Here is a 25615-nt window from a genome sequence, read left to right as displayed (position 1 = left end):
CACTGAGAGAGATCCGAACACCACACTGAGAGAACGGGAACCGGTTCGAGACAGCGCGGCCGTCGAAATCCCCATAGGTCCACGAGACGTTGCAAGCGTATGGACGAGTCACAGACGATGCCCGAACGGCCGACCGCGCTCGACGACGGCGACGACCTCGACGCCTTCATCGAGGAGTACGACCTCGCACTCGTCGAGTTTTACACCGACGGCTGTTCGATCTGCGCGTCGATGGAGCCGATCCTGAGCAACGTCCACCGGAGCACCGCCGCAACCGTGGGGACGATCAATCCCCGGAACGATCCGCCGCTGGTCGAGGAGTACGACGTCCGGAGCGTGCCGTTGCTCGTCGTCTTCGTCGACGGTGAACCGGTCGAGCGCGTCGCCGAGGGGTTCGTCGAGACGGATCGACTGGTCGAACTGATCGAATCACACGCAAGCTAACGGACCGTTGTATCCTGCTGGGTATCCCAGGCGAGGCACTTTTGCCGAGGGACCGAGACGTTCGGACATGGACGTTCTCATCATCGGCGGAACCGGACTGATCAGCACCGCGATCACGCGCCAACTCGTCGACGCCGGCCACGACGTGACCTGTTTCACCCGCGGTGAGACCGAGGCGGACGTCCCCGAGGAGGTGGCGTTCGTCCACGGCGACCGGGACGACCACGCGGAGTTCACTGCGCAGGTCCGCGACCTCGACGTCGACTGCGTGATCGACATGATCTGCTTTGACGCCGAGCAGGCCGAGCGCGCCGTCGAGGCGTTCGCTGGCGAGGTCGAGCAGTACGTCTTCTGCTCGACGGTCGACGTCTACCACCGACCGCTGGCGACGAATCCGGTGACCGAGGACGCGGCGCGCGAGCCAGCGACTAGCGAGTACGGCGCGAACAAGGCCGCCGCCGAGGACGTCTTCACCGACGCCGACGGCGAGGCGTTCGCGGCGACGATCATCCGGCCGTGGAGCACCTACGGCGATCACGGCCCGGTCCTGCACACCTTCGGCGACGGGACCTACGTCCTCGACCGCATCCGGGAGGGCAAACCGATCGTCGTCCACGGCGACGGGACCTCCCTGTGGGGGCCCTGTCACCGCGAGGACGTGGCTCGGGCGTTCGTCAACGCCGTCGGCAACGAGCGCGCCTACAGCGAGGCGTATCACGTCACGAGCGAGGAGGTGATCACGTGGAACCAGTACTACGAGATCGTCGCCGAGGCGCTCGACGCGCCGGAACCGGACCTCGTCCACATCCCGACCGAGCAGTTGCGCGAGGCCGACCCGGAGCGTCGACATCTGCTGGAGAACCATACCTACTACTCCACCGTCTTCGACAACACGAAAGCCAGGCGCGATCTGGGCTTCGAGTACACCATTCCCTTCGCAGAGGGCGTCTCCCGGGCAATCGCGTGGCTCGACGACAACGACAAGATCGAGCCCTGGGACAGCGAGCACGACGACGAGATCATCCGGGTCTGGCGCGACTCGATGGGGACGTTCCAGGAGCGCGTCGACGAAGAGTAGCGCGGACAGTTACCGCGGCGAGAGGCCGACGCCCTCGGCCAGCAGTTCGTGGGATCGAAGCTCGGTTTCGTGCTCCGCGAGGACGTTCTGGATCATCACTTCCTCGACACCGACCCGGTCGGCCAGCTGTTCGAGCAGTCCGGATATCGTCTCCGGACTCCCCGAGATAGCTCGCGGCCACTCGTCGGGACCGAGCGTCGCGGGCGTTGGCTCGGGGACGCCTCCGAGTTCGTCGATGGCTTCGTCGATCGAGGGCGTCGTCCCGATGACGCCGCGGGCCATCCGCTTGTAGGAGGCCTCCGCAATCGCTCGCAGTCGTGCGGCCTCCTCGTCCGTCTCCCCGGCCACCGCGTTGACCGCGATCATGCCCTGTGGCTCATCGATCCCGCCGGGGAGCGGCGACGACTGAAACGCCTCGCGATATTTCTCGAACGCGGGGACGGCGAACTGCGGGCGGATGAACGCCGCAAAGCAGTAGCGCAGGCCGAGTTTTCCTGCGAGCGCCGCGCTGGAGGGGCTCGATCCGAGCATCCATGGCGTGGGCGGCGCCTCACCCGAACTCGGGACCGAGAGGTCGCTGTACTCGTGGCCCTCGGGATAATCGTCGTAGAGGTGTGAGATCACTGCCTCGACCTTCTCGGCGTGATCCTCGTCGGGGTTTTCGACGCCCCGCGCTGTCCCGAGCGCGCGATCCGATGCGGGCGAGCCGTTCGCCCGGCCGAGTCCGGCGTCGATCCGACCGGGTGCAAGCCCGTCCAGCGTGCCGAAGACCTCCGCGACTTTGTACGGGCTGTAGTGGTTGAGCAACACCGCACCGGAGCCAAGCCGGATAGTGTCCGTCGCGCCCGCGAGGCGTCCGAGCAACACTTCCGGCGTCGTGCCGGCAAGCGTCTCGGCCATGCCGTGGTGCTCGGCGACCCAGAACCGGGAGTAGCCGAGCGCCTCGGCCTGCTGGGCCGACGTGACGGTGTTCGCGTACGCGTCGGTCGCAGTGCCGCCATCGGGAACCGGCGAGAGATCGACGAAGGAAAGCTCCATATCCGCCTTCGGGGAGTCGGCCAGATAACTATCTTGATTCAGCGAGAGAATTCCGCCCTTTCTGTGAGTGACGGGTGTTCCGACGCTCTGTCGGAACCGAGGAGCGAACAGGGCGGGAGTGAATCGCGTAAGTTCTGGTGAGAAACCGCCGCGTTACTGCTGGTCGTGAGTCTCCAACGCTTCAAGACCGGCTTCTAACACTTTTGTATAAGCTTCTGAGAGGTTCATCTCGTTCGCTTCTGCGTAGTCTTTGATTCGCCCGTGGATTGCCCAGTCAATGTCGATGTTTGGCCTCATCGGTGGACTTATTAGACCTTGGGACTAATTATACTTTGGATGAAGCGTACCAACACGTTCGCCGTGCGACCGCTCACTGATGACGATGAGCAGGTGCTACGTGACCTGTTGGACGCTTCCGCCGCTCTCTGGAACGAGATCAACTACCAGCGCCTCATGCGATACAACGACGAAGACGGCTTCGAGGGCGACGTGTGGGACGCCGACACCGGCAAACTTGAGGGCAAATACAAAGACGTTCTCGGCGCGTCCACCGCCCAAACTGTCCGGCGAGCAAACAGCGAAGCGTGGCGCGGCTTCTTCGAGAACAAGAACGCATACCACGACGACTCGAATACATCGGTCACGGAACACCCGGAACCGCCGGGATTCCGTGGCAACGAGGACGACGGACGTGTCCTCAAAGGCGTCGTCCGAAAAGACGCATACACCATCGAATGGGGCAACCGCTCCCGGCTTGAGATCGTCGTCGGTGAAAAGCTCCGAGACAGACACAACAGCCCGAACAGTCGGTTCCGGCTGGAGGTTGTTGGCGACCCAAACTGGCCTGACTACGATGACCAAAGCCGGCTGGAACTGTGGTACGACGAGACAGACAGCACCTTCCGAGCTTCGCAACCCGTGACTGTTTCTGACGACGCACGGGACACTCCACTGGCCTCAGAGAAGGCCGCTCTGGATATTGGTGCAAACAATCTCGTCGCCTGTACCACCACAACCGGCCAGCAATACCTCTACGAAGGCCGCGAGTTGTTCCAGCGGTTCCGTGAGACGACACGAGAAATCGCCCGGTTGCAGTCCAAGCTACGGGAAAGCCGATACAGTAGCGAGCGTATCCGGCGGTTGTATCGGAAACGGACACGTCGGCGCGACCACGCACAAGAGGCATTGTGTCGTGACCTGCTGGACCGACTGTACGACGAGGGCATCGGTACCGTGTATATCGGTGGTCTGACCGACGTACTCGAAACGCACTGGTCGGTCGAAACCAACGCCAAGACCCACAACTTCTGGGCGTTCAAACAATTCACCGAGAGACTTGCGTGTACCGCCGAGGAATATGGGATCTCGGTTGAGGTTCGGTCAGAGGCGTGGACCAGCCAAGAGTGCCCGCAGTGTGGTTCGACAGACCGGACGACACGGCATCAAGATACACTCACCTGTCCATGTGGATTCGAGGGGCACGCCGACCTTACAGCATCGGAAACGTTCCTGAAGCGTCATCAGAACTCGGAACGTTCTGATTGGCGAACGAGACGCAGAGCGTCTCGTCAACGGCACACAGAGAAGAGAGTCAGGCGGATGGCACCGCCCGTGCGGTTTGAGTGGGACGACCACAACTGGTCGGAGTTACCACGCTCTCATGAAAGTCCCAAAGAACAGCGCACAGACCCGAGTACCGTCCACCGTGACGGGAATGTTGCCTCCGGTGAGTCTCAGACCGGCTGAGACTCCCACGTCGGAGAGGAAACCGCGCCGTTTACGGCGCGGAGGATGTCATTGGGCACTCACTCCTTCATCAACGTTTTTCAGGGTTGGACGTCCTTTTCGTGTATGGAGTATACCACACTCGGCAGCACCGGCGTCGACGTGAGCGAACTCTGTCTGGGCTGTATGAGCTTCGGCGACGACAACGAGTGGATGCTGGATCGCGACGAGAGCGAAGCGCTGATCGAGCGCGCCATCGAACTGGGAATCAACTTCTTCGACACGGCGAACATCTACAGCAAGGGCAAAAGCGAGGAGATCCTCGGCGACGTGCTGTCGGAGTACAACCGCGACGAGATGGTCGTCGCGACGAAGGTCCGGTTCCAGATGCGGGAGAACGACCCCAACTCCGAGGGCCTCTCCCGGAAAGCGATCGAACAGGAACTGCAGAACTCGCTGGACAGGTTGGGAATGGACACCGTCGACCTCTACCAGATCCACCGCTGGGACCACGACACGCCTATCGAGCAGACACTGCGCGCGCTCGACGACGCGGTGCGACGCGGACAGGTCAGACACATCGGCGCGTCCTCGATGTGGGCTCACCAGTTCGCCGAGGCGCTGCACACGAGCGACCGGCTCGGCCTCGAACGCTTCGCCACGATGCAGAACCTCTACAACCTCGCGTACCGGGAGGAAGAGCGCGAGATGCTCCCGCTCTGTCAGAAGGAGGGCATCGGCGTGATGCCGTGGAGCCCGCTCGGCGCTGGCTTCCTCACTCGCCCGCACGACGAGTTCGACGCGACGACGCGGGGCGAACACGAGGCCTCGCTCGGCCGCCCGTACGCGGAGGGCGGTGGCCGCAAGATCAACGAGCGCGTCCAGGAACTGGCCGCCGAGAAGGACCGCTCGATGGCCCAGATCGCCATGGCGTGGCTACTCCACAAGGAGTGGGTAACGACGCCGATTCTGGGCACCTCCTCGGTCGAACATCTCGAAGCCGCCGTCGAGGCGACCGAGATCGACCTCTCGGGAAGCGAGATCGAGTATCTGGAAGCCCCCTACGAGCCAGTCCCGATCAGCGGCCACGAGTAGCGGCTCCCGACCCGTTTCTGAGATACGTTTATGATCGTTCATGATGAACCCACAGCTATGCAGGCAGCTAGACTCCACGAGTACACCCACGACATGTCGAACGGCCTCTCACTCGACGAGATCGATCAGCCACAGCTATCGGCCAGCGATCACGTCCTCGTCGACGTCGAGGGCGCGGGCTGGTGCCAGACTGACAACCACATCATCGAGGGGATGTGGGAGGAGTACGTCCCACAGCCCCTGCCGATGACGCTCGGCCACGAGAACGCGGGGACCGTCGTCGAGGTCGCCGACGAAGTAGAGATCGTCTCCGAGGGCGATCAGGTGATCTGCCATCCGGTCCGGACCTGTGGCACCTGTCGGGCCTGCCGGATGGGCGAGACGATGTACTGCGAGAACGACCAGTTCTCCGGGCTGACGACCGACGGCGGCTTCGCCGATATCCTGCTCACGAACGAGCGAGCAGTCATTCCGCTACCTGACGGCGTCGATCCGGCCGATATCGCGCCTCACGCCGACGCGGGGATCACGGCGTATCACGCCGCAAAGAAGGCCGTCCGAGAGCTCAATCCCGGCGATACGACAGTCGTCATCGGTATCGGTGGTCTCGGCCACATCGGCCTCCAGTGTATCGACGCCATGAGCGCAACGGACATCGTCGCCGTCGACATCAAAGAGGAAGCCAGAGACCTCGCGAGCGACCTCGGCGCCCACTACACGCTCGACCCGGAGAGCCAGGATATTCCGGACGAAATCGAGGGCCTCACCGACGGGAGCGGCGCGGCGCAGGTGCTCGACTTCGTCGGTGCGGACTCGACGACGGCGCTGGCTCCGGACATCTGTGCGGCCGGCGGCGACCACCACATCATCGGCTACGGCGGCCACATCCACGAACCGGCACAGGCCCTGGTCAACGGCGAGTTCGCCTACCAGGGCAATATCGTCGGCAAGTACACGGAGCTACAGGAACTCGTCTCGCTCGTCGAGCGCGGCGACGTCGACCTCCACACCACACAGTTCGATCTCGACGAGATCAACACCGTCGCCGAGATGCTCGAAAACCGCGAGATCGAGGGGCGAGCGGTGATCACGCCCTGACGCCGGTCAGTAGATCGCCAGAATTACGAACCACGTCAGGACGGCGGCGATACCGATTCCGCCGATGACGATTCCCGAGAGCGGTAACCCCTTTTTCCGGTAGAGTTCGATCCCACAGAAGCCTGCGATCAGCCCCAGCAGCGGCATGACGACCCACGAGAGGATCGCGGTGACAGTGCCCACGAGCACGTACAGGCGTCCCGACTCGTTCAGAGTTCGCAGTTTACCGACGACGCCCGGACCGGATCCACTCATCGAATCACTGACTGCCCGTTGGTCGGACCGAACAAAAACACGTCGGTGCGACCGGTGGCCGTGTGTTCGAGTCCGTGGATGTTCGTCATTCGCTGTCGTTACACGTATTATCGCGAACTCCCAACGCCCGCTATGCACGAGTCACTGCCCGAGTACGATCGGGTGGAACTGTTTGAGGAGGCCTACGAGTTCATCGAGCAGTGTTACACGGAACTCGGGAAGGAGGATGCTATCGACGACAGACTTGACGAGATCGAAGACGAAATCGCGCGACGGGGGCACTACGACCACACCAGCGAGGAACTCGAACACGGCGCGAAGATGGCGTGGCGCAACAGCAATCGGTGCATCGGACGGCTGTTCTGGCAAGCCCTCAACGTCGCCGACGCCCGTGACTGCGAGACCGCTCGCGAGGTCCACGAGGCCTGCTGTAACCACCTCGAACACGCCCGGAACGGCGGCGATATCGTCCCGCTGCTCACCGTCTTCAAGCCGATGATCGACGGCGAACAGCAGGTCCGACTCTGGAACTACGAACTGCTGCGGTACGCGGGCTATCGGACCGACGACGGCATCGTCGGCGACCCCGACGAGGTCGAGTTGACGGAGTACTGCCAGTCCCGGGGCTGGGAGGGCGAGAGGACGGCCTTCGATATCCTGCCCCACGTCGTCCAGATCCGCGACGAGGAGCCCGAGATCTTCGAGCTACCGGACTCCGCAATCGGCGAAGTCCCGCTCAGTCATCCCGAGTACGACTGGTTCGAAGAGCTCGGTCTCTACTGGTACGACGTCCCCGTCGTCTCGAACATGCGCATGGAGATCGGCGGCATCCAGTACACCGCCGCGCCCTTCAGCGGCTGGTACGTCTCCACCGAGATCGGCTCGCGGAACCTCGCGGACGAGGACCGCTACGATATGTTGCCTACCGTCGCCGAACATCTCGGTCTCGATACGAGTCGGGATCGGACCCTCTGGAAGGACGAGGCCCTGCTCGTGTTGAATCGGGCGGTGTTACACTCCTTCGACGAGGCGGGCGTCCAGATCGTCGATCACCACACGGTCACCGAGCAGTTCCAGCAGTTCGAGCGCAACGAGGACGAAGCAGGCCGCGACGTCACGGGTGATCGTGACTGGCTGCTCCCACCGATGAGTTCGGCGACGACGCACGTCTTCGAGAACCAGTACGACAACAGCGTCGAGCGACCGAACTTCTTCTACCAGGACGATCCGGAACCGGTGAGCGAGCGCCGCTCGTCGATCGGCAGGTGAAGAACGGCTTCGAGTGGTCGGTGACGAGTTCCGGGTGTCTACGCGTGACTCGCTGACGGACAGATCGGGCGGTTTCGGACCACAGCCAGATTCGCGTTCCTGAAATACTGAATATCTGTGTAGTATTATTTCAACAGGGCAGAGTTCTACGCTACAAAAGTGAAAACAATTGTAGCTATCCAAACGCTTTTAGATATGTATTCTCAGTAACTAGTTGGGGGCAACTGGGATACGGAGCAACCAGTTTGGGGGAGACCGATGGGGCACGGAGCGAAACAGGTTTGCGGGGGACTGGGATACGGAGCAAAACCAGTTTAGGGGAGACCGATGGAACATAAAGACAACAATCACACGGGCGAGTCCGAAAACGACATCGACGAGTTCATACGCGGGGCAACTCGGGAGGGCGCCCCGGATACCGAGCAGTTCGGGGAACTGCAGGACGAGGTGGACGAGATGAGCGCCGACGGCCTCGTCGAGGATCCGAGCTATCTGGAGTTCCTGGACCAGTACGGCGAGCTAGAGATGGAAGAAGACAGCGTCAGCCTCGACGAACTTCTAAGTGAAGGGGACACCTCCGACGGAGGAGACGCCGCTGCCGACGAGGGGACAGGGGGCGCCGACAGCACGACGGACCACCAGCGAGACGACGAGCAACGCATCACGGTCACCGATGGCGATGCGGAGGAGCGGGAGGCCAAGGCCGAGTCCACACCCGTCGACGAACTGATCGACGCGCTCGAAAACGGAGCCGTGACCGACGGCAAGCGGTCCGAACTCCGGGAGGCATTGGGTATTCAGGACAGGCGACGGATGGAAGTCCAGTTCACCCATCTCAAGTCCCGGTTTCTCGATCTCGAAGCGTACATCCAGGCGATGGAAGACCTCTTCGACACCGATACCGACCTGCTGGACGAGGTCGAAGCACTCAACGAGGAACTCGCGGCGGTTCACGACGAGATCGAAACGCAGGTCGAACGCATCGACAGACTCGAAACCGATATCGAGGCAGTCAAGCAGGACGGACAGCGCCGCGATGCCGACCTTGATACCCTCGAGGGAGCCGTCGACGAGACCAGAGAGACACTCAGACGGAACTTGACGGCAATCGAGGGCGAACTCAAGAACGCGCGCCAATGGAGAGAGGACGTCGCGAAGGCGTTTCAGACGGTCGACCCCGACAGCGAATAGAGGGTCGATATCGCTGGAAAGGTCGGTGGAGTTAGTACTGCTTAGTAGGTTTTTACAAAAGAGCCGGTGGGGAGATTGTGAACCACGCCCACGTCACTCGCTGCGCTCGTTCGTGGTCTGATTCAAATCCTCAAATTGCTCTCCTGTTCCTCACGTCCGTTCCTCGCAAAAGCAAGCCGGTGGGGGAGATTGTGAACCTCCTGAACGTCAGTCGCTCCGCTCCTTCGTCCCGTAGTTCAAATCCCACTATTTGCATAGCTCGTCACGTCCGTTCCTCGCAAAAGCAAGCCGGTGGGGGGATTTGAACCCCCGGCCTAATCCTTACGAAGGATTCGCTCTAGCCAGTCTGAGCTACACCGGCACACTGCGTGTCCGAGCTCTGCTTCGCTTCGCGCTGCAGGACCCCGACACGCTACGGGCCAGCGCTACACCGCTACGCTCGCACTCACTCAACTGTACGACGCAAAACCCCAATAAGGGTTGCGAATTACCTGCGTGAGAGCCGGACGTCGAGACAGACGTTGAGTTCGTGGGGAGCGTAGGATCGCACCGTGTGCGCCGTCTCAACGGTCACGTCGTAGGTGGGTTCGGCGGCCTCGCGGATCGCCCGCTCGCCGGGGCCGTAGGGGTCGTCCTCGTGCTGGATGTCGTAGTAGTGGAGCACACAGTCGTCGCCCGCGATCTCGACGGCAGTGTCTACGAACTCGTCGGCGCTGTGCGGGAGGTTCATCACGATGCGGTCGGCCCAGTTCGCGTACTCGGTGGCGACCTCTCGGACGTCCCCCGCAATCGCCGTTATCTGCTCGTTGACGCCGTTTCGGCGGGCGTTCTCGCGGAAGTACTCGATCGCCTGCTCGTTGATATCCGTGCCGACGACCGTCGCGCCGCGGGCCGCCGCGGGGATGGCGAAGGGCCCGACGCCGGCGAACATGTCGAAAACGTGCTCGTCGGGGTCGATCTGCTCGACGACGCGGTGGCGCTCGGTCGCGAGTCGCGGCGAGAAGTAGACCTCGTCGAGGTCGAGCGCGAACTCACAGCCGTACTCGCGGTGGACCGTCTCCGTGCTCTCGCCGAGCAGGACCGTCCAATCACGGATGCGCTGTTCGCCCTTGATCTTCGAGGCGCGGTCGAGCACCGTCTCGACGGGCAGGGCTGACTCGTCGACGGCCGCGGCGATCTCGTGGGCCCGCTCTGGGTCGTCCTCGTCGAGGATCACGACGTCACCGAGGCGTTCGTAGCTGGGGTCGTAGCCCAGGATGTCCGCGGGCATCTCCGGGAGCGAGCGCTCGGGGAGGTCGCGAACGACGAGGTCGTACTCGTCGGGGACCGACTCGGGGTCGACGACCGGAATGTAGATCTCGCCGTCGTCGGCGACGATTTCGACATCTTCGGCGACCAGATCGGCCTCGGCAAGCGCGCGCCGTGCCTCCTCGCCGCGCTCGCGGTCGACACGCACGCAGTGGGCGTCCATGCCCTACCGTCGACGCGCCCCGGAAGTAACGCTGACGCTTCCTACTCGATGCTGACTGGGCCGTCGTCGCTCTCGCCGGGTTTCCACTCCAGTTCGAACTCGACGCTTAGCTCCTCGGTCCCGCCCTCGATCTCCCGTTCGGCCTTGATTTCGAAGGTCGGATCGGCGGGCACGTCGAGGTCGACGGACTGGTCGCCCGCGGAGAGAGTGATCGACTCGCCAGCGTCGAGTTTGTCCGCGACGGCACGGAACGTCTCGGCGATGTCGGCACGGCTCTGGGTACGCTCGGTCTCGAAAATGACTTCTTCAGTCATACCCACCACTACGCGCCGCGCCGATATAACTGTCTGGCCGGAAAGAGACCGATTCACAAACGTTTCAAATTGTAAGTAATTTAACCGAAATAGATCAGAGAATCGCACCGAGACAGGGATTCAGCATCGTCTCTGCACTGTTCGCCAGATATGCGGGGGAGACGACACACTTATTTTCAACTAACGTTTACCCTTGAATCGTTATACGATGTACGATCTAACAGGATTTCAACGTGATCTGCTGTACGTCATCGCCGGGAAGGACGAGCCACACGGACTCGCCATCAAGGACGAGCTAGAGAACTACTACGAGTCGGAGATCCACCACGGCCGACTCTACCCCAACCTCGATACACTCGTCGACAAGGGCCTCGTCGAAAAAGGCAAGCGTGACCGGCGCACCAACACGTACACGATCACCCGCCGCGGCCAGCGAGAGATCGAAGCCCGCGATGAGTGGGAGGCCAGTTACACCGAGGAATCGGACTGAGGGGGCCGTTTAAGAGGTTGTGACGTGTAGCCCGATGGGTGCTCGAAGTCGTGCTGTCGCTCGGCGACGCTGTCGCTGTCGGAGAGCCACAGGTGGCACAGGCGACGCCGCTCGATAGCTCCGTTTTCCGAATCGCGCTCGCCGCCGCGCTCGGTCTCTTTCTCGGTCTCGAGCGTGAGTGGTCCCACAAAACGGCCGGGATTCGGACGTACTCGCTGATCAGCCTGCTCGGGGCCGTCTTCGTCGTGCTCGATCAGGTCGCCCTGCTCGTCGTCGGCGGCGTACTCGTGATCACTCAGGGCATCTTACTTGCCGTCGAGGGGTTGGTCGAAGACGAGGGGGAGGGGCTGAGCCTGACTACCTCCGTCTCGATGCTCGTCGCCTACGGCGTCGGTGCGCTCGTCGCGTCGGGCTTTCTGATCGAGGGCGTTACCGTCGCTGTGCTCTCCTCGCTACTGCTCGTCCTGAAACGCGAACTGCACGACATCGCGTGGGGTCTCTCCCGGGAAGAGCTCCGCTCTGCGTCGGAGTTTGCCATCCTCGCGTTCGTGATCTACCCGCTCTTGCCCGCCGCTCCGATCGATATCGATCTCGCCAGGACCACGGTGGCGTTCGAACCCCGCGTCGCATGGCTGATGGTCGTGCTCGTCGCCGCCATCGGGATCATCAACTACGCCGTCGTCGAGAGCTACGGCGGGCGCGGCATCGCGGTGACCGGCTTCTTCGGCGGCCTCGCCTCCTCCGCCGCGGTCGTCGGGACGATGATCGACCACGTGAACCAGCGCCCTGACGCCGCCGCCTACGCGCTGACGGCCGTGTTGCTCGCGAACGCGGCCATGGCGTTGCGCAACCTGGGGATCGCTATCGTGTTCACCATCGACGGCGGCCTTCTCTACGGCGCTATCGTCCCGCTCGGGGCCATCGTGATCGGCTCCCTGCTGATCGCGCTGTACGTCGCCGACTGGTCCGGCGAGGTCGAACTGGAACTCGATAGCCCCTTCTCGCTCCGGAACGCGCTCGCCTTCGGTGCGGTGTTTACCCTTATCCTCCTTGCGGGGGCGGTCGCGGAAGTCGAACTCGGGCAACTGGGCTTTTACGCCACCGCAGTGGCGACCGGCCTCGTCTCCAGCGCGGGCGCAACGGCTTCTGCCGTATTGCTCTACCGCGTCGGCGAGATCGGCGACCAGACGGCCGTCGTCGCGATCCTGCTCGCGACGGCCGCGAGCGTGCTGGTGAAAGTTGGCCTCACCGCCGTCGGCCCCAACCGCAACTTCGCCCTCCAGGTCGCGGCGTGGAGCGGCGCGCTGCTGGTGACTGCGGGCGTCGCGACTGCCGCCGTCGTCCTCGTCTGAGTACGACTCACCCGGCAACGTCTCGCCCCGCGAATACTTTAACGTAGCAGGAGCCTACACGCTAGTTATGGACAGAGAGACCGCCGAGCCAGTGGTCGATGACGTACCGGGCGAGCGAGCCGAAGAGTGGGTCCGCTATCACCACGAGTTCGCCGCACCGAGCACCTACGTCTACGAGTTCGTCTGGGACGTCACACGCGAGTCGGTCGGCCCGTTCTGTACGGACATCGACGGCAACGTCCTGCTGGATTTCACCAGCCACGTCGCCGCCTCGCCGCTGGGCTACAACAACCCCAAGGTGACCGACGCGCTGGATGGGTTCGATCTGCCCGAACCCACGAAGTTCGCCGGCCAGGACTTCTACGGAAGCGGCGGCTGGCCGCCCGAGGATCCCGAGTTCCCCGGGCCGACCCAGCTCATGGAGCGGATCGTTTCGGCCTCGGAGTCGCTCGGACTCGATCAGGTCTTCCTCTCGAACACCGGCGCCGAGGCCGTCGAGAACGCCATCAAGATCTGTTATGCCGACCGCGGCCATCGCGGCGTCACCTTCGACGGCGCGTTCCACGGCCGCACTCTGGGGGCGCTCTCGCTCAATCGCTCGAAAGCGACCCACCGCAAGGGCTTTCCCGAGATTCCCGGCGTGATCAGCGTCCCCTACTGCACCTGCGACGGCGAGTGTGCCTGCGGGTGGGAGACGGACGGCCCGGCCGGGAACGCACTGGGCGACAAACTCCATCCCGAACGGGGCGTCGTCGACCCAGAGGAGGTCGCATACGTCATTCTCGAACCGATCCAGGGGGAGGGCGGCTATCGCATCCCCTCCGATCGATTTCTCGACGACATCGCCGAGATCCGCGAGCGCTACGGCATCAACGTGATCGCCGACGAGATCCAGTCCGGCCTCGGACGAACGGGCGAGTTCTGGGCCATCGAGCACACCACGCTCGAACCGGACGTCATCAGCAGCGCGAAAGGCCTGCGCGTGGGCGCGACGGTCGGCCGCTCGGAGGTCTTCCCCGACGAGACCGGCCGTCTCTCCTCGACGTGGGGCGCAGGCGATTTCCTCTCGGCGCTCCAGGGCGTCGCGACCATCGACGCCATCCACGAGTACGACCTGATGGAGAACGCGACCCGGCGGGGCCAACAGTGCAAAGAACTGCTCTCGGACGCCTACCTCCCCGGCGTCGAGGACATTCGCGGGCGCGGGCTGATGCTCGCCATCGAGTTCGACACGAAGGACCGGCGCGAGGCCGCCATGCGGGCGGCGCTCTCCCGGGGCCTGCTGACGCTTGGCTGTGGCTACAAGACGCTGCGATTGCTGCCCCCGCTCGACGTCACCGAGCGAGAGATCCAGATGGGCGTGGAGTTGCTGGCCGAGTCGGTCCAGGAAGTGGCCTGATCACGTCGGAAGAAGAGCAGTCGTTGATGTATTAACTTGCATCATATAATGGACTGTGAAACCCCTTGCCTCACGCTGCACAGTACCGGGATTTGAGACGGTGAAAAGCTCGTAGCATCTTACGGTGCGGCGGTTGCTGTGTCGTCAGCCTCTGGATCGAATGGGAGGTTAATGACGAGTTCGTCGAACCAGACGACCGGGCGCTTACTCTGACCGTGTTCCTCGAAGAAGATGATGCCCAGCTGGGCGAGCCGACTGAGTTCCTCGTGGACGTTCTTTACATCCCGGTCAACAACTCGTGCGGTCTCGTTGATGCTGGATGGCGCTTCGCGACGGATGGCTTCAATGAGATCGAGGACGCGCGGCGTCAGCGTCTCCATGAGATCGTCGTAGCTGGTGAACGAGAGCGTCGGTGTGGAATCCACCGCGTCGCCCCGTTCAAGCGCCTTGATGCCGTCGATGACGTCGTCGTGGTACTCACTGGACGACTTCACAGTCACGACGAGTGTTGATTCGGCCCGAAGCTGTTCGCGCTCCATCGGGTGCAGCGGCGGCGTATTGTCGTTCATGGGTATCACCGTGGTGTAATGGTCTCACTTGACCTCGAACTCGGATTTCGGGATCTCGCTCCAGAATCGTTCCCAGAGTTCGACCATCCCGGGGAACTCGATTATGTCTGGGTCGGGCTCCGGTGCGACGTGCAGTTCGTGGCCTTTGGTGTCTTCGTGCGAGTTATCGTCTCGAAACGGCAGCCGTTTCGACGAGTCGTCGAAAATCTCCGATTTTCGAGATGTCGACGAATCGTCCCATCGTCAAGTGTGCGGGGTGGGTTCGGCTCCGTCGTACCATAGTGGAGCCTGTAGGCCCATCCAGACGGATACGCGTCACGGTCTGTCCGCATGCAAAACACGCGGACAACGGTCCCGTCGGGGTACTTCCGGCCCTCGCTCACACCATCGAGGTCGTCGTCGGTCAGTGAGGCCATCCTCGTTAATTGGTACACAGACCAATACAATAAGACTATTGGTCGGAAGAACAATAGCAGTGATCACACTCTCAGCACTCGTGCTTTTCTTCGATGCCACTCCATTCCACAACGTCGTACTCCAGCCATTCGGCCGTTCCTCTCTCCCACTTTATTTGGCGCGGCGAACAGAGTATTCCACGACCATCACGTCCCCTTACGCGGCTTACTGCGCTTCGCGCAGACAGTATGCGTGGCCCGGCTCTTCGAGGACGGTCTCCTCGTCGTCGTCGTAGTAGTTCGAGAAGACGGCGCGTTCGGCGTAGTACACCCGGCCGTCGACCGGTACCGGCGCGCTGGTGACCCGGCCCCGGTTGGGAACCCGCCAGCACCGCTCGCCGGTCTCGCGGTCGAGCGCGTAGACGTGGGAGTCGTAGGATCCGACGAGCAGTTTGCCCGCCGTCGCGCTGAGTGCGCCGACGACCCGGCCGTTCACGTCGGCGCTCCACAGTTCGTCGCCTGTGACGGTGTCCAGCGCCCGGACGATCCCGCTATCGCTCCCCGTGTAGACGACGCCCTCGTCGGGATCAAGTGCGGGGTTGGACATGTTCGAGCCACCGGTATCGACCGACCACTCCTCCGTGCCCTCTTCCAGATCGAGACAGTAGAGCTGCTGATCCCATGATCCCACGTAGCCCCGGCCGTCGTGTGCCGCGACGGTACCTTTGATCTCCGCGCCGGAGCGAAATGCGCCGCCCTCGCGCTCCTCGCCGTTGGCCTCGGCCTGGAACTCCCAGCGAAAGTCCAGCGAGGGAAAGTTCCAGCAGTAGACGACGCCGTCGTTCGAGCCAGCCATGATCAGCCCGAGATCGAGATCGATCGTCGGCGAGGGGTGGGGCTGGCCCCAGATGCGCCGGTCGCTCCACAGCGGTTCGCCCGTCTCGGGGTCGACCTCCCAGAGCGCGCCCGTCGACGGACTACCGTACTCCGCGATCAGGTACAGCGACCCCTCGTAGTACGCCGGGCAGAACCGATTGCGAGCGTCCCCTCGAAATCACGAGAGGTCGTGTGCCAGACGATTTCGCCGCTGTCCATATCCAGCGCGTAGAGGTCGCCGTCGTAGCCACCGATATACGCCGTATCGTCGACGATGGCCGGCGAGCCGTGAAAGCCGAGTTTGGTCGCGCTCGTCTGCGTGCTCCACTTCTTCTGGCCGTCGGGACAGTAGGCCTCGACACGCCCGCTATCGCCCGCGATGACGATGGTGTCGCCCTCTCGCGTCGGGACGGGGCTCGACTTGGCGGCTGTATGCCCCACGAAGTTCTTCTGCGTCGCCCAGTTGACCTCGACGGCCTCGGGGATGCTCTCGTCGGGGTAGTAGTTCAGCCGTCGCAGTCCCCGGCCGAACATCGAGACGTCGTCGTTGGGATGCGTGGCGTACTCGGAGACGTCCGCCGCGGGCTCGACGGGGTCACAATCGATCTCGGCCTCGGGATTCGGCTCGCCGCCGAACTCCGCACAGCCGGCGATGCCCGCCGTCGCCGTCACGCCCGCCGCCTGCAGGAGTCGGCGGCGCGTGTGGCCATCCGCGCGTTGGTCACTGGAGGAATCCATTATTGCTGGGGACAGGTGGTACCCAGAAAAACGTCACGGTCGGACGGTAGGTCAGCGATACAGTTCGTCGTCAATATCGTCTTCGTCGGTGTCGGTTCCCGAGGCGAAGCGACCGCAGCGCATCGTCTCCTTCTCCGATTCCGAGAGCGGCACTGTGGATTCACGGAACATGTCTACGACCTCGTCCTGCGAGTCGTACGCGTTTTCGACGAGACGAGCGAGGAGATTCTCCCGTCGTACCGTGGTCCCAGTCTCCTTTTAGATCTCCGATCGAAGCACTTCGAGTCGGGCGACCGTCACTTCGTCGAGGACGATCGGGTCATGCGGACTCAATGGATCCATTGGTACCATTCTCCAAGATCGACGAGCTGGTTTTCGATCTCGGTTGTACCGTACTGTTCAAGAATCGACTCGATGGTACGTGCGAGTCCTTCCGGATCAGTATCCGGCAACTCCTGATCGTAATACAAGAATATACCAGCGTGGTCGAGTTCCCTGTGTAGCTGCTCAAAATCTTTCGCGTTGTTGGAAATGAGAATCGTATCGTTATTCTCACACCATCGAACAAGCGATTCGTCGGTCGTCCGTTCTCCAAACTGGTCTTTTGCCTGCAAAACAGCATAGCCACGCTCCCGGAGCACACGCTCGAAAACGCGTCCGACGTGCTCGTCAAGCAAAAACTGTACAGTCACGATACCGGCTCTTTCGGCTTCAGTGCGGCTTCGCGAACACGCTCGAACGCGTCGGCGTTCTCCCGCGCAAGCTCCCGCATCGTGTCGGGATGTGCATAGTAGTACGAGAGTGCTTCGTACACCGCAGCAAGCGCCACGTCGAGTTGATCCGCCACGTGCGGTGGTGACTGATCGCCGTCGATCACCATGTCGGCGACCTGTCGAACCGCAATTCGAGTCCCCTCGATCCGTGGCTCACCCCCAGAACCCCTTCGTCTTGGGTGATCGTCATATCCAATCGTACGTGCGGCTCTACTAATACATTTGTGTGCTAACGGCTACGGCAGACCGTATCGACTGGGAGTTCGGCGGTGCTACCGCTCTCCGGTGTAGCACGCAAAAGAAAATCCGCACGGTGCGGAAAAGGGAACTCAACTACGGCAGTCGAGTTTAGTTGTGTCGGCGGGCGAGCAGTGCGGCACCGAGCAGCGAGAGGACAGCGACCATCAGGCCGAAGCCGGGCTGGGAGTCACTGTTGGGTTCCTCGTTGCCGTTCTCTTCGTCGCCGTTCTCCGTTCCGTTCTCTTCATCGCCATTCTCCATTCCGTTCTCCTCGTCACCGTTTTCTTCATCGCCATTCTCTTCGTCACCGTTCTCGGCGCCGTTCTCCTCACCGTTCTCGTCTTCGACGACGATGGTCAGGGTTGCCTCACCGGAGGCGTCGAGAAGGCCGACTTCGAGATCGTGGTCGCCTTCGGGGAAGTCCTCCGCGTTGGTGTCGAGCGTGAAGGTGACCCCGTCACTTGCACCGGCATCGGCGGTCAGAGCGTCGCTGGCGAGTTCCTCGCCGTTGAGCGAGAGCGTGACGTTGTCGGCATCGAGTCCGTCAGCGCCTGCGACGGCGGTGACGTCGATATCGACTGCATCACCCTGATCGATTTCGTAGGTGTCCTGGCCGAAGTCGACGGACAGTTCGGACTCTTCTTGCTCAGCCTCGACGAATGTCGAGGTGATCTGGTCCTGATTGTCCGAATCGAACGCTTCGGTTGCACGGAGCGTGAACTCCTGGTCAGCGTTCTGTTCGCTGAAGTCCCAGGCGGTGGTGAACGTTCCATCATCCGTGACTTCGACGGTCTGGGTGGTGACGAAGACACCGGCCTTGCGGGCAAGGGTCTCGACCTCGGTGCCTGCCGCGACGTTCGTCGTGCCGTTCAGTTCGGCGTTCGCGGTAGTCGGTGCTTCGCTGGCCTCGTCGCTCCACCCAAGGGTACGCTCTTCGATGGTGAACGCACCGGTCGTGTCCTGGTAATCGTCATAGAGCGGACTGGCTTCAGACATCTCCACGAATGCCTGATACTCCTTGTTCATTTTGAGGAGGTCAGTTTCGATCAGGATAATTAGCTCTTCGTCGTCCTGATCTGCTTTGACGACAGTGGCTCTGAAGTCATCCTGCCACGTTCCGTAGTCCCCAGCGTCGTCGACATTGATCTCGTTTTCGAGGTTATCAACCTTGACCAGCATGTCGTCAACGACACCCGGGCCTTGACCGAAGGTTTCGACGCTGTCTCCCTCGAAAGCGAAGCCATAGACGCTCTCGGCTTCGACTTTGATCAGCATCTCGTCGTCCGCAGCGATCGTATCGGTTTCGGTGAGGGTCGCATCTTCGAGATCCTCAGCGTCCTCGATGGTTTCAGCCGGAGCCGTCAGCATCGTTGCGGGCGCTTGAGAGATCGGCTGATGCTCGCTGAGCATCATAAACGTCGTGTCGAGTTCGTCGATGAGCGCTTCTTCTGTAGTATCGTAGTCCTTAGCGATCCTCAGTTCGTAGTCGGCGGGGTCGAGCATCTCGTCGGACAGTCCAGAGACGGTGTAGAACGCGTCGGCTTTGGCATCACTGTCCTCGACGCCCCAGGTCTGGTAGTACGTGTTGTAGGTGAGGACTAGCTCTTCGTCCTCGTTGTGCTCTCCGAGATTGCTCACTTCGATGACTTCCTCGTAGGCCACGTCTTCTTCGTTGCCCACTACAACGTAGAGGTTGTCGTCGTCGTAGTTGTCGACATTGACACTGATGTGAGCGATGTTGCCGTTCTGAACCTCGTACTGGTTCTCGGCGAAGCTTACATTCGTTTCGCGTGGCTCGACGACGTCGACAGTCACACTGTCGGAGGCGGTTGTGTCCGCGACTGCGACTGTGAAATTGTACTGGCCAAGATCCGCATCGTTGGCAATTTCGGCGTCGATAGAGTCGCCGACAGCAAGGTCGGCAACCGTCACCGTGTTCTCGTCATCGTTCTGATCGACGCTGTCGAAGATGTCCGCGAGCGTGTCGGCATCAATCGCCTCGCCATCACGCTCGCCGCGGATCCGAGCATCAACCCGTTCGTTCCGGTTGTCCTCTACAAACTTCAGACCTGCAGATTCACCTTGTTCGATTGTCGCCTGGTCAAATGCAAAGGTGGTTTCCTGCACCTTGATCTCTACCGGACCATGCGTAGTTCCAGCGTTGTCGTCGACTTCTAAGAGATGTAAGCCTTCAGCATCCGAGGTATCGAATGAGACGGTTCCGTCATCGTCTGCCAAACCTCCAGCGAGGGACTCCCCTGTTGCACGCTCCTCAAATGAAACCAGCTGGTTGCTATCAAACACACCAACATGGAGGTCTTGGCCTTGCCAGATCGTCATCCCTGCAAGTGCTTTTTTTGGAATTGCATTTTCAGGGGTGTTAAGAGATACTGCTGCCGTATCGGAAACGACAGTAGGCAGATTATCTGTAGCAGATGTGCCCGCTGTGGGGATCATTTCTCCGTTCGGACTTCCGTCGTAATGGAGTGTCGCAACAACTTCAGTATCTTCTGCCAGCGGCTCTATCTCAATTTCTACATCCTCAGCAGAGCCACTGAGCGTTTGCGACGACCCAAGAACTGGGAGTTCACCATCTGTTGCTTCGTGTATGACGATAGTGTAATCATCAGCAGGAGACAGGTTACTAGAGTTGACAGTGACGATATCACCGTCTACCTGATCGTTGCCAGCATCTTCAACGTTCACGTCCGCTGCATAAGCCGTTGCAGTATCTGCAGTGATAATGTTGTTTTTAGTTTCTGATTTGATTGGATCACCGATCTCTTCACCGTTCAGCCCATCGATCGCGTGAACGGTATGGGTACCCGGTGCTCCACCCAAATCTTCGAGTTCGATATTCACGTACTGTTCTTCGTTGGCACCATCTGCGATGCCGGCCACGATCAGATCTCCTGCTGAATCTTCGTAGGTGGCCACGAGAGTTGCCGCGCCACTACCTGCCGTATTCACGAAGATCTCGTTGTTTTCGTTGATAGCCTGATCCTCGAACTCGACAAAGGTCTCGGAGAGAGTCGCGGTATCCGTTACATCAACCAATTCACCTGCTTCAAGCCGCTGAATTCCGTCTCCAGGAGACCCGTCATCTTCTGCGAAGTGAAGCATCGCATAGACATCGGTGAATCCAGCGTCAAGTGGTTCGTCAAGAGTCACCTCTGGAGATTTGTCGCCCGTGGTCGGAGCACTGGTGCCGAGGATTTCGTCACTTTCAGCATCATGGATAACAGCCACATATTCATCATTGGGGTCGAGATATGTATCCACTGTGACGGTATTTTCGTCCGGAACTTGATCGTCTACTGAAATATCAGCACCGTATATAGTCGCTGTAGATTGGCTAATAACCGCTTTCTTTTGTCGGTCGGATATTTGTGCGCCCACTATACCATCTCCCGGCTGGGGTTGTCCCGCGTACGCAACGATGTAGAACGTATGTTCACCAGCCCCGTCGGTCGTCCCATAAATCTGAGAGCTTGCAGACGAAACACCGTGATCAGCATCAACAATGGTGCCGGATTCATCGGTCACTATATAAAATCCGGCACCTTCGGGTCCAGAGGGAAGATCTGCGTCCGCAACGATAGTCCCATCAAAGGTCGAGCCCTGTGACTGAAGACTTACTTCTCCCTTTCTGAGATTACTTTCCCAAACCAGTGGGGCATCATCTGATGCAATCGCGCTGTTCAGGGTGCTCGTAGAGATTTCACCCAAACTGTCCTCGTAGTTTTGACTGAGAGTACTGGTCGGAACAGCGTATACTGTGAACGTGCCCTCATTATCGCCTACATCTGTTTCTCGTGTGATGGTGGCTGTATCATCCGCGGTAGAAACTTCGGTACTGCCACGCATGTACTGGCCTCCCTCACCAAAGTCAGTTTCCAGCAGTAGTGTTGCATCTCCATTGACATCGATGTCAGATATGGTGATGTCCTCAACTGGGCCCTCGCTGCCCTTACCGACCTGTCCCTCAAAAAGAACGGATGCCTCGGTTGCGTCACCTTCTGCAACGACAACTGCCGTGTCAGCGTCGAGTGCGGCGTTGGCCGTTGTCTCGTCAACTACGTCACCGACGCTGAGACCTGCGCTACTGGCAGTCTTATCGTCGAAAACGTGTACAGTGTATGCACCATGTAGGCCGTCAGGATAGCCCTCGTCGATACCGATATTGACTGATGCACCGATATTGTTCGCACCCCCATTGATGCCCGCTACTTTTGTAGAATCGCCATCGTTGGGATCATTATAAGTCAGTATAACTGTTGCATCTCCATTCGTGTCGACGTCCACATTTATGGAGTCATCCTGTGCGAGTTCTTGATTATCGAACTGTACAGTCGCATCGGTGGCTGCCTCGGCTACCGCTGCACCCGGAAGGGTAGCAGTCATAGCAACCATCGAAAGTACCATGATCGTGGTCAGAAGCACCGCACGTCCTGTCTCGCGATATGATTTTGTGTCGTTTGTCATGTCTGTAGTATCCTGTCGGTTGGTGGCAATAGAATCCTCACCCCGGACGAGTCCGAGAAGGTAATTAATATCTACTACCACGGTAGGGATTGCATTCGTTACATCAGAATGCTATTAGTAATAATTTACGGTGTTATAGTTCTTCACAGACAAAATTTTGCCGTAGGAACTCTAAAACAGTTTTATACAGTTTTTAGAATCAAATACCAAAGAATGAGATGAGTGTTCCACAAAGTTTTGTAGTTATGTCAAAAAGTGGAGGCCAGATCTAGATATGTGATCAAGTACTCAAGAAACACCAAAGCTACTGTCGGCACTAGTTCATCAGTGCATCAAAAAAATCCGCGCGATGCGGAAAAGGGGAACTCAACTACTGCAGTCGAGTTTAGTTGTGTCGGCGGGCGAGCAGTGCAGCACCGAAGAGCGAGAGGACAGCGACCATCAGGCCGAAGCCAGGCTGGGAGTCACCGGTGTCCTCGCCACCGTTCTCGGTACCGTTCTCGCCACCGTTCTCGGTACCGTTCTCGGTACCGTTCTCGGTTCCGTTCTCGGTACCGTTCTCGGTACCGTTCTCCTCACCGTTCTCGGTACCGTTCTCCTCACCGTTCTCGTCCGTCGTATCGTCAGGGACGTTAACGGTCAGAGTCGCGGTCTGACTGGCGTCGTCAGTTGCGACACCGTGCTCGTAGTCGCCTTCGAGCTCGGAGGTGTCGACGTCAGCGAATTCGACGGTGGTGCTGCCACCAGCGTCGAGGGAGACTTCCTGAGTTGCGAGCGCGTCACCGTTGAGCGTGAAGGCAACGTCCTGCGTGCCTGCAGCGTCGCCGGTGTTCGCGATGTTCGCGGTAACAGTGATCAGATCGCTCTGGTTAACTGTCACGTCCTCAGGGTTGAGCTCCGAGACCTCGAAGGTCGCGGTAGGCTCGGGGCCTGCCTCAACGAGGGTCGAGGTGATTTCGGCCTGGTTGTCGCCATCGTTGGTGTCAGTTGCGGTGAGGGTGAACTTCTGGTCAGCCTCTTCGCCCTCGAAGTTGAGCGTTGCCGTGAAGCTACCGTCGTCAGCAACCGTCGTGGACGGTCGCTGGACGAAGACACCGGACGCTCGAGCGAGCGTGGTCACTTCGGTACCGGGTGCGACGTTGGTCGTACCGGTTGCGGTCGCATTAGCGGTAGTTTCGACTTCCGAAGCGGAGTCGTCCCATTCGATGGTACGCTCCTCAACGGAGAAGCTACCTTCGGAGGTTTCGTCGTCAGCTTCTGCGTTGTCTCCGACGAGAGCGTTGTCACCGCTGATGGCGAACGTGGCGTCGTAGGTCGAGCCAGCGTTCAGCGCATCAGCGTTGTTAACAGCGACGATGACCTGTCCGTCCTTGACGGTCAGAATCGTAGCGTCGAGCGTGTCGTCCTCAGTAAAGAGCGACTGACCTTCCGCGTTCGGACGGTCGTCCTGCTCTTCAAGTTTGAGGGAGAGGTCGTCCTGCTCGCCGATATCACCCGTCTCGATGAACGAGTTAACACCGGTTGCCTCGAAGCTCATTGCGACCTCATCGCCTGCTGCGATGCTGTCGGTAGTCGAAATCTGTGCGTCTTCCCAGTCTTCTGGGTTCAGGTTCTCGTCACCGTCGGGAGCCGTCCACGTGGTCAGATCCTGACCGATCGGCGTTCGCTCGGTCAGCGTCAGGAATGCAGTGTCCTGCTCATCATCGATGACCTGCGTTCCTCCGTTGTCGGACGAGTCGAGGCCGAGGCTCACTTCGTAGTCGGCGGCACCGAGCGGTGCGGTGTCGATGCCATTGTTGATAGTGACCGTATCAATGGAGACGTCCTCGTGGTCGACCGACCACGCGTCGTACTCGCCGTCAGTCTCTGAAGCGTCCGGGTTCACTGCGGTGTTGAGGGTCAGAGTTACCTCTTCGCCCTCAGCAACGTCGTTGAATCCGGAGAGGTCCAGAATGGCCTCGTAGTTGACGTCAGCGGCGTTACCGACCTGAACGGATACCTCGTTGGTGTTGTCCGCAACAAACGAAACTTCGGCGTCGTCACCGAGTTCGCTTTCGAAGCCAGGTTCGGTGAATTCGATGTTGGCGTCCACAGGCTCGACTACTTCGAGCGTGCCACTGGCGGAGGCCGTCGTGTCAACAACATCAACTGTGACGTTGTTTTCACCGAGTTCTTCGCCCGTGAAGTCGAAGTCCGGAACGGAATCGGCAGCGACAGTGATCGAGTCGTCTTCATCGTTCAGGGTGTAATCCGTACCAGCGGTACCATCAGCCAACTTATCAAGAGCACTACTGTCGTAGCCGTCAACACTGATTTCGACATCGAAGTCAGCAGATCACGGTTATCGGACTCGATTTCCAGAGTGCTGAGGTCATCAGAGTCTTCCTCAAGCGTGGAATCTGTGAAACTGGCGCTGAGATCCTGCTCAACAATCTCGAAGTTCTGTTGATGCCAGTCCGGGTCTTGTGCGTCCTCGGCCAGGCCGTCATCTACGAATTTGTAGATGCCTGGGGAAACACCATCCGTCTGGAAGACGACGGAATTGTCCGATTCAAGCTGGGAGCTGACAGAGTTCCCATCTCGGTTGAGGAGGTCGACAACAGCGTCGTCGCTGACATCATTCAGCGCGACCTGCTGACCAACGTAAACTGGACTATCTATACCACTGTCATCGCCTGCTGTTACATCGTTCGCTGCTGCGCTGCCCGCAAAGACAGCACCTGCGGCGAAAATCGACATAATCATCATCGCGGCCAGGAACACTGCGCGTCCCTTCTCACGATATGATTCTGTATTACTTGTCATGTGTGTTGTATTTCGTTGTCGTCGGCAACAGCAGCTTTCTCACGCATAACGTGATACTAATTGCTGGTACCATGGGTAGGGGTACATTACATTGGTTGAACCATTATTATAAATGCTTTGTGGTGGTTTCGGGGTATGGTAAGACGTGCCATATAGTCTGAGACGGCCGATATCGGCTAATTAGGAAAATCTTACCGTCAGACGTTCGTCCGACTCTCTATTTAAACAATAGCGGTGCCGGGACGTCGATCCGACGCGATCCGTGAAAGACTAGGTTACCGGCATCGGCAGGCTCACCGCGACGCGAGGGCGTCCTCGACAAAGCGACCGGGCCTCCGAGCGGAGGGCGTCGGCCGTCGACTCCTCGCGAGGGCACAGTGATTTATAAATATCGGGAGCGAGCCACAACTATGGGCGGTATCGAGATTGTAGATGGCGAACTCGTCATCGATCGGCCACCGAACGAACTCGACGAGCTGCGATCGCGTTCACCGAGATTCTCGACGACCTCAATA

Annotated in this window: 21 protein-coding genes, 1 tRNA gene and 2 pseudogenes; 10 read left to right on the top strand and 14 right to left on the bottom strand. The window is 60.1% G+C overall.

The features are described 5' to 3' along the window. Positions 1–99 precede the first annotated feature (99 nt). Together ACFQH2_RS06715 and ACFQH2_RS06710 are read left to right on the top strand one after the other, a co-directional pair. Positions 100–444: a thioredoxin family protein gene (locus ACFQH2_RS06715; protein WP_377052086.1), complete on the top strand. Its 345-nt coding sequence runs from the start codon at positions 100–102 to the stop codon at positions 442–444. A gap of 67 nt (positions 445–511) precedes the next feature. Further along, positions 512–1522 (top strand): NAD-dependent epimerase/dehydratase family protein, encoded by a 1011-nt coding sequence (locus tag ACFQH2_RS06710; protein ID WP_377052084.1) that lies wholly within the window; start codon positions 512–514, stop codon positions 1520–1522. Positions 1523–1531: 9 nt separating this feature from the next. Here the strand turns inward: ACFQH2_RS06710 and ACFQH2_RS06705 are convergent, their stop codons facing one another. Beyond that, complete coding sequence (locus ACFQH2_RS06705) at positions 1532–2560, bottom strand: LLM class flavin-dependent oxidoreductase (RefSeq protein WP_377052082.1); 1029 nt, start codon at positions 2558–2560, stop codon at positions 1532–1534. A 153-nt stretch (positions 2561–2713) separates the two neighbouring features. Next, the gene (locus ACFQH2_RS06700) at positions 2714–2857 is read right to left on the bottom strand and encodes a hypothetical protein (protein ID WP_377052080.1); all 144 of its coding nucleotides are present in this window, start codon (positions 2855–2857) and stop codon (positions 2714–2716) included. Between the two features lie 39 nt (positions 2858–2896). Between ACFQH2_RS06700 and ACFQH2_RS06695 the strand changes: the two genes are divergently transcribed. The 3 genes from ACFQH2_RS06695 (at position 2897) to ACFQH2_RS06685 (ending at position 6478) form a co-directional block, all read left to right on the top strand. Next, entirely contained in the window at positions 2897–4306 is a 1410-nt protein-coding gene (locus ACFQH2_RS06695; protein WP_377052078.1) for an RNA-guided endonuclease InsQ/TnpB family protein, read from the top strand. Positions 4307–4411: 105 nt separating this feature from the next. Next, positions 4412–5380: an aldo/keto reductase gene (locus ACFQH2_RS06690; protein WP_377052076.1), complete on the top strand. Its 969-nt coding sequence runs from the start codon at positions 4412–4414 to the stop codon at positions 5378–5380. Positions 5381–5437: 57 nt separating this feature from the next. Then, entirely contained in the window at positions 5438–6478 is a 1041-nt protein-coding gene (locus tag ACFQH2_RS06685; RefSeq protein WP_377052074.1) for an NAD(P)-dependent alcohol dehydrogenase, read from the top strand. 6 nt (positions 6479–6484) lie between these two features. Here the strand turns inward: ACFQH2_RS06685 and ACFQH2_RS06680 are convergent, their stop codons facing one another. Continuing rightward, complete coding sequence (locus ACFQH2_RS06680) at positions 6485–6733, bottom strand: hypothetical protein (RefSeq protein ID WP_377052072.1); 249 nt, start codon at positions 6731–6733, stop codon at positions 6485–6487. 132 nt (positions 6734–6865) lie between these two features. Here ACFQH2_RS06680 and ACFQH2_RS06675 point away from each other — a divergent pair, with 132 nt between their 5' ends. Continuing rightward, entirely contained in the window at positions 6866–8002 is a 1137-nt protein-coding gene (locus ACFQH2_RS06675; RefSeq protein ID WP_377052070.1) for a nitric oxide synthase oxygenase, read from the top strand. 327 nt (positions 8003–8329) lie between these two features. Continuing rightward, positions 8330–9193, top strand: coding sequence for a hypothetical protein (locus tag ACFQH2_RS06670; RefSeq protein ID WP_377052068.1), 864 nt, complete (start codon positions 8330–8332; stop codon positions 9191–9193). Positions 9194–9479: 286 nt separating this feature from the next. On the opposite strand, the gene ACFQH2_RS06665 is transcribed toward ACFQH2_RS06670, so the two are convergent. From ACFQH2_RS06665 to ACFQH2_RS06655, 3 genes are all read right to left on the bottom strand, one after another. Further along, positions 9480–9554 (bottom strand) — tRNA-Thr (locus tag ACFQH2_RS06665). A gap of 126 nt (positions 9555–9680) precedes the next feature. Beyond that, positions 9681–10664, bottom strand: coding sequence for a class I SAM-dependent methyltransferase (locus ACFQH2_RS06660; protein ID WP_377052066.1), 984 nt, complete (start codon positions 10662–10664; stop codon positions 9681–9683). Positions 10665–10705: 41 nt separating this feature from the next. After that, the gene (locus tag ACFQH2_RS06655) at positions 10706–10978 is read right to left on the bottom strand and encodes an amphi-Trp domain-containing protein (RefSeq protein ID WP_377052064.1); all 273 of its coding nucleotides are present in this window, start codon (positions 10976–10978) and stop codon (positions 10706–10708) included. Between the two features lie 208 nt (positions 10979–11186). On the opposite strand from ACFQH2_RS06655, the gene ACFQH2_RS06650 reads away from it, so the two are divergent. From ACFQH2_RS06650 to ACFQH2_RS06640, 3 genes are all read left to right on the top strand, one after another. Further along, positions 11187–11468 (top strand): PadR family transcriptional regulator, encoded by a 282-nt coding sequence (locus ACFQH2_RS06650; RefSeq protein ID WP_377052062.1) that lies wholly within the window; start codon positions 11187–11189, stop codon positions 11466–11468. Positions 11469–11518: 50 nt separating this feature from the next. Beyond that, positions 11519–12820 (top strand): MgtC/SapB family protein, encoded by a 1302-nt coding sequence (locus tag ACFQH2_RS06645; protein WP_377057020.1) that lies wholly within the window; start codon positions 11519–11521, stop codon positions 12818–12820. A 67-nt stretch (positions 12821–12887) separates the two neighbouring features. Next, positions 12888–14219: an aminotransferase class III-fold pyridoxal phosphate-dependent enzyme gene (locus ACFQH2_RS06640; protein ID WP_377052060.1), complete on the top strand. Its 1332-nt coding sequence runs from the start codon at positions 12888–12890 to the stop codon at positions 14217–14219. A 119-nt stretch (positions 14220–14338) separates the two neighbouring features. On the opposite strand, the gene ACFQH2_RS06635 is transcribed toward ACFQH2_RS06640, so the two are convergent. From ACFQH2_RS06635 to ACFQH2_RS06600, 8 genes and pseudogenes are all read right to left on the bottom strand, one after another. Beyond that, positions 14339–14788, bottom strand: coding sequence for a hypothetical protein (locus ACFQH2_RS06635; protein WP_377052058.1), 450 nt, complete (start codon positions 14786–14788; stop codon positions 14339–14341). 24 nt (positions 14789–14812) lie between these two features. Next, positions 14813–15204 (bottom strand): annotated as a pseudogene (locus ACFQH2_RS06630) (toxin-antitoxin system TumE family protein). A 205-nt stretch (positions 15205–15409) separates the two neighbouring features. After that, positions 15410–16797 (bottom strand): annotated as a pseudogene (locus tag ACFQH2_RS06625) (PQQ-binding-like beta-propeller repeat protein). A 329-nt stretch (positions 16798–17126) separates the two neighbouring features. Continuing rightward, positions 17127–17489, bottom strand: a complete 363-nt coding sequence (locus tag ACFQH2_RS06620) for a DUF5615 family PIN-like protein (protein ID WP_377052054.1) — start codon at positions 17487–17489, stop codon at positions 17127–17129. Beyond that, on the bottom strand, positions 17486–17677 hold the full coding sequence (locus ACFQH2_RS06615) for a hypothetical protein (protein ID WP_377076576.1): 192 nt from the start codon (positions 17675–17677) through the stop codon (positions 17486–17488). Before ACFQH2_RS06615 ends, ACFQH2_RS06620 begins: the two co-directional genes overlap by 4 nt. A 241-nt stretch (positions 17678–17918) precedes the next feature. Beyond that, positions 17919–22295 carry a BGTF surface domain-containing protein gene (locus ACFQH2_RS06610; RefSeq protein WP_377076575.1) on the bottom strand — a complete coding sequence of 1459 codons (4377 nt, stop codon included), beginning with the start codon at positions 22293–22295 and terminating at the stop codon, positions 17919–17921. Positions 22296–22680: 385 nt separating this feature from the next. Then, positions 22681–24570, bottom strand: a complete 1890-nt coding sequence (locus ACFQH2_RS06605; RefSeq protein ID WP_377076574.1) for a BGTF surface domain-containing protein — start codon at positions 24568–24570, stop codon at positions 22681–22683. Beyond that, positions 24534–25100 carry a surface glycoprotein gene (locus ACFQH2_RS06600; protein ID WP_377076573.1) on the bottom strand — a complete coding sequence of 189 codons (567 nt, stop codon included), beginning with the start codon at positions 25098–25100 and terminating at the stop codon, positions 24534–24536. Before ACFQH2_RS06600 ends, ACFQH2_RS06605 begins: the two co-directional genes overlap by 37 nt. Positions 25101–25615 lie beyond the last annotated feature (515 nt).

The organism is Natronoarchaeum sp. GCM10025703 (assembly GCF_042661985.1).
Classification (GTDB): domain Archaea; phylum Halobacteriota; class Halobacteria; order Halobacteriales; family Natronoarchaeaceae; genus Natranaeroarchaeum.
Note: the sequence above shows the minus strand (reverse complement) of the source record. Positions and strands in the feature narration are given on the sequence as shown.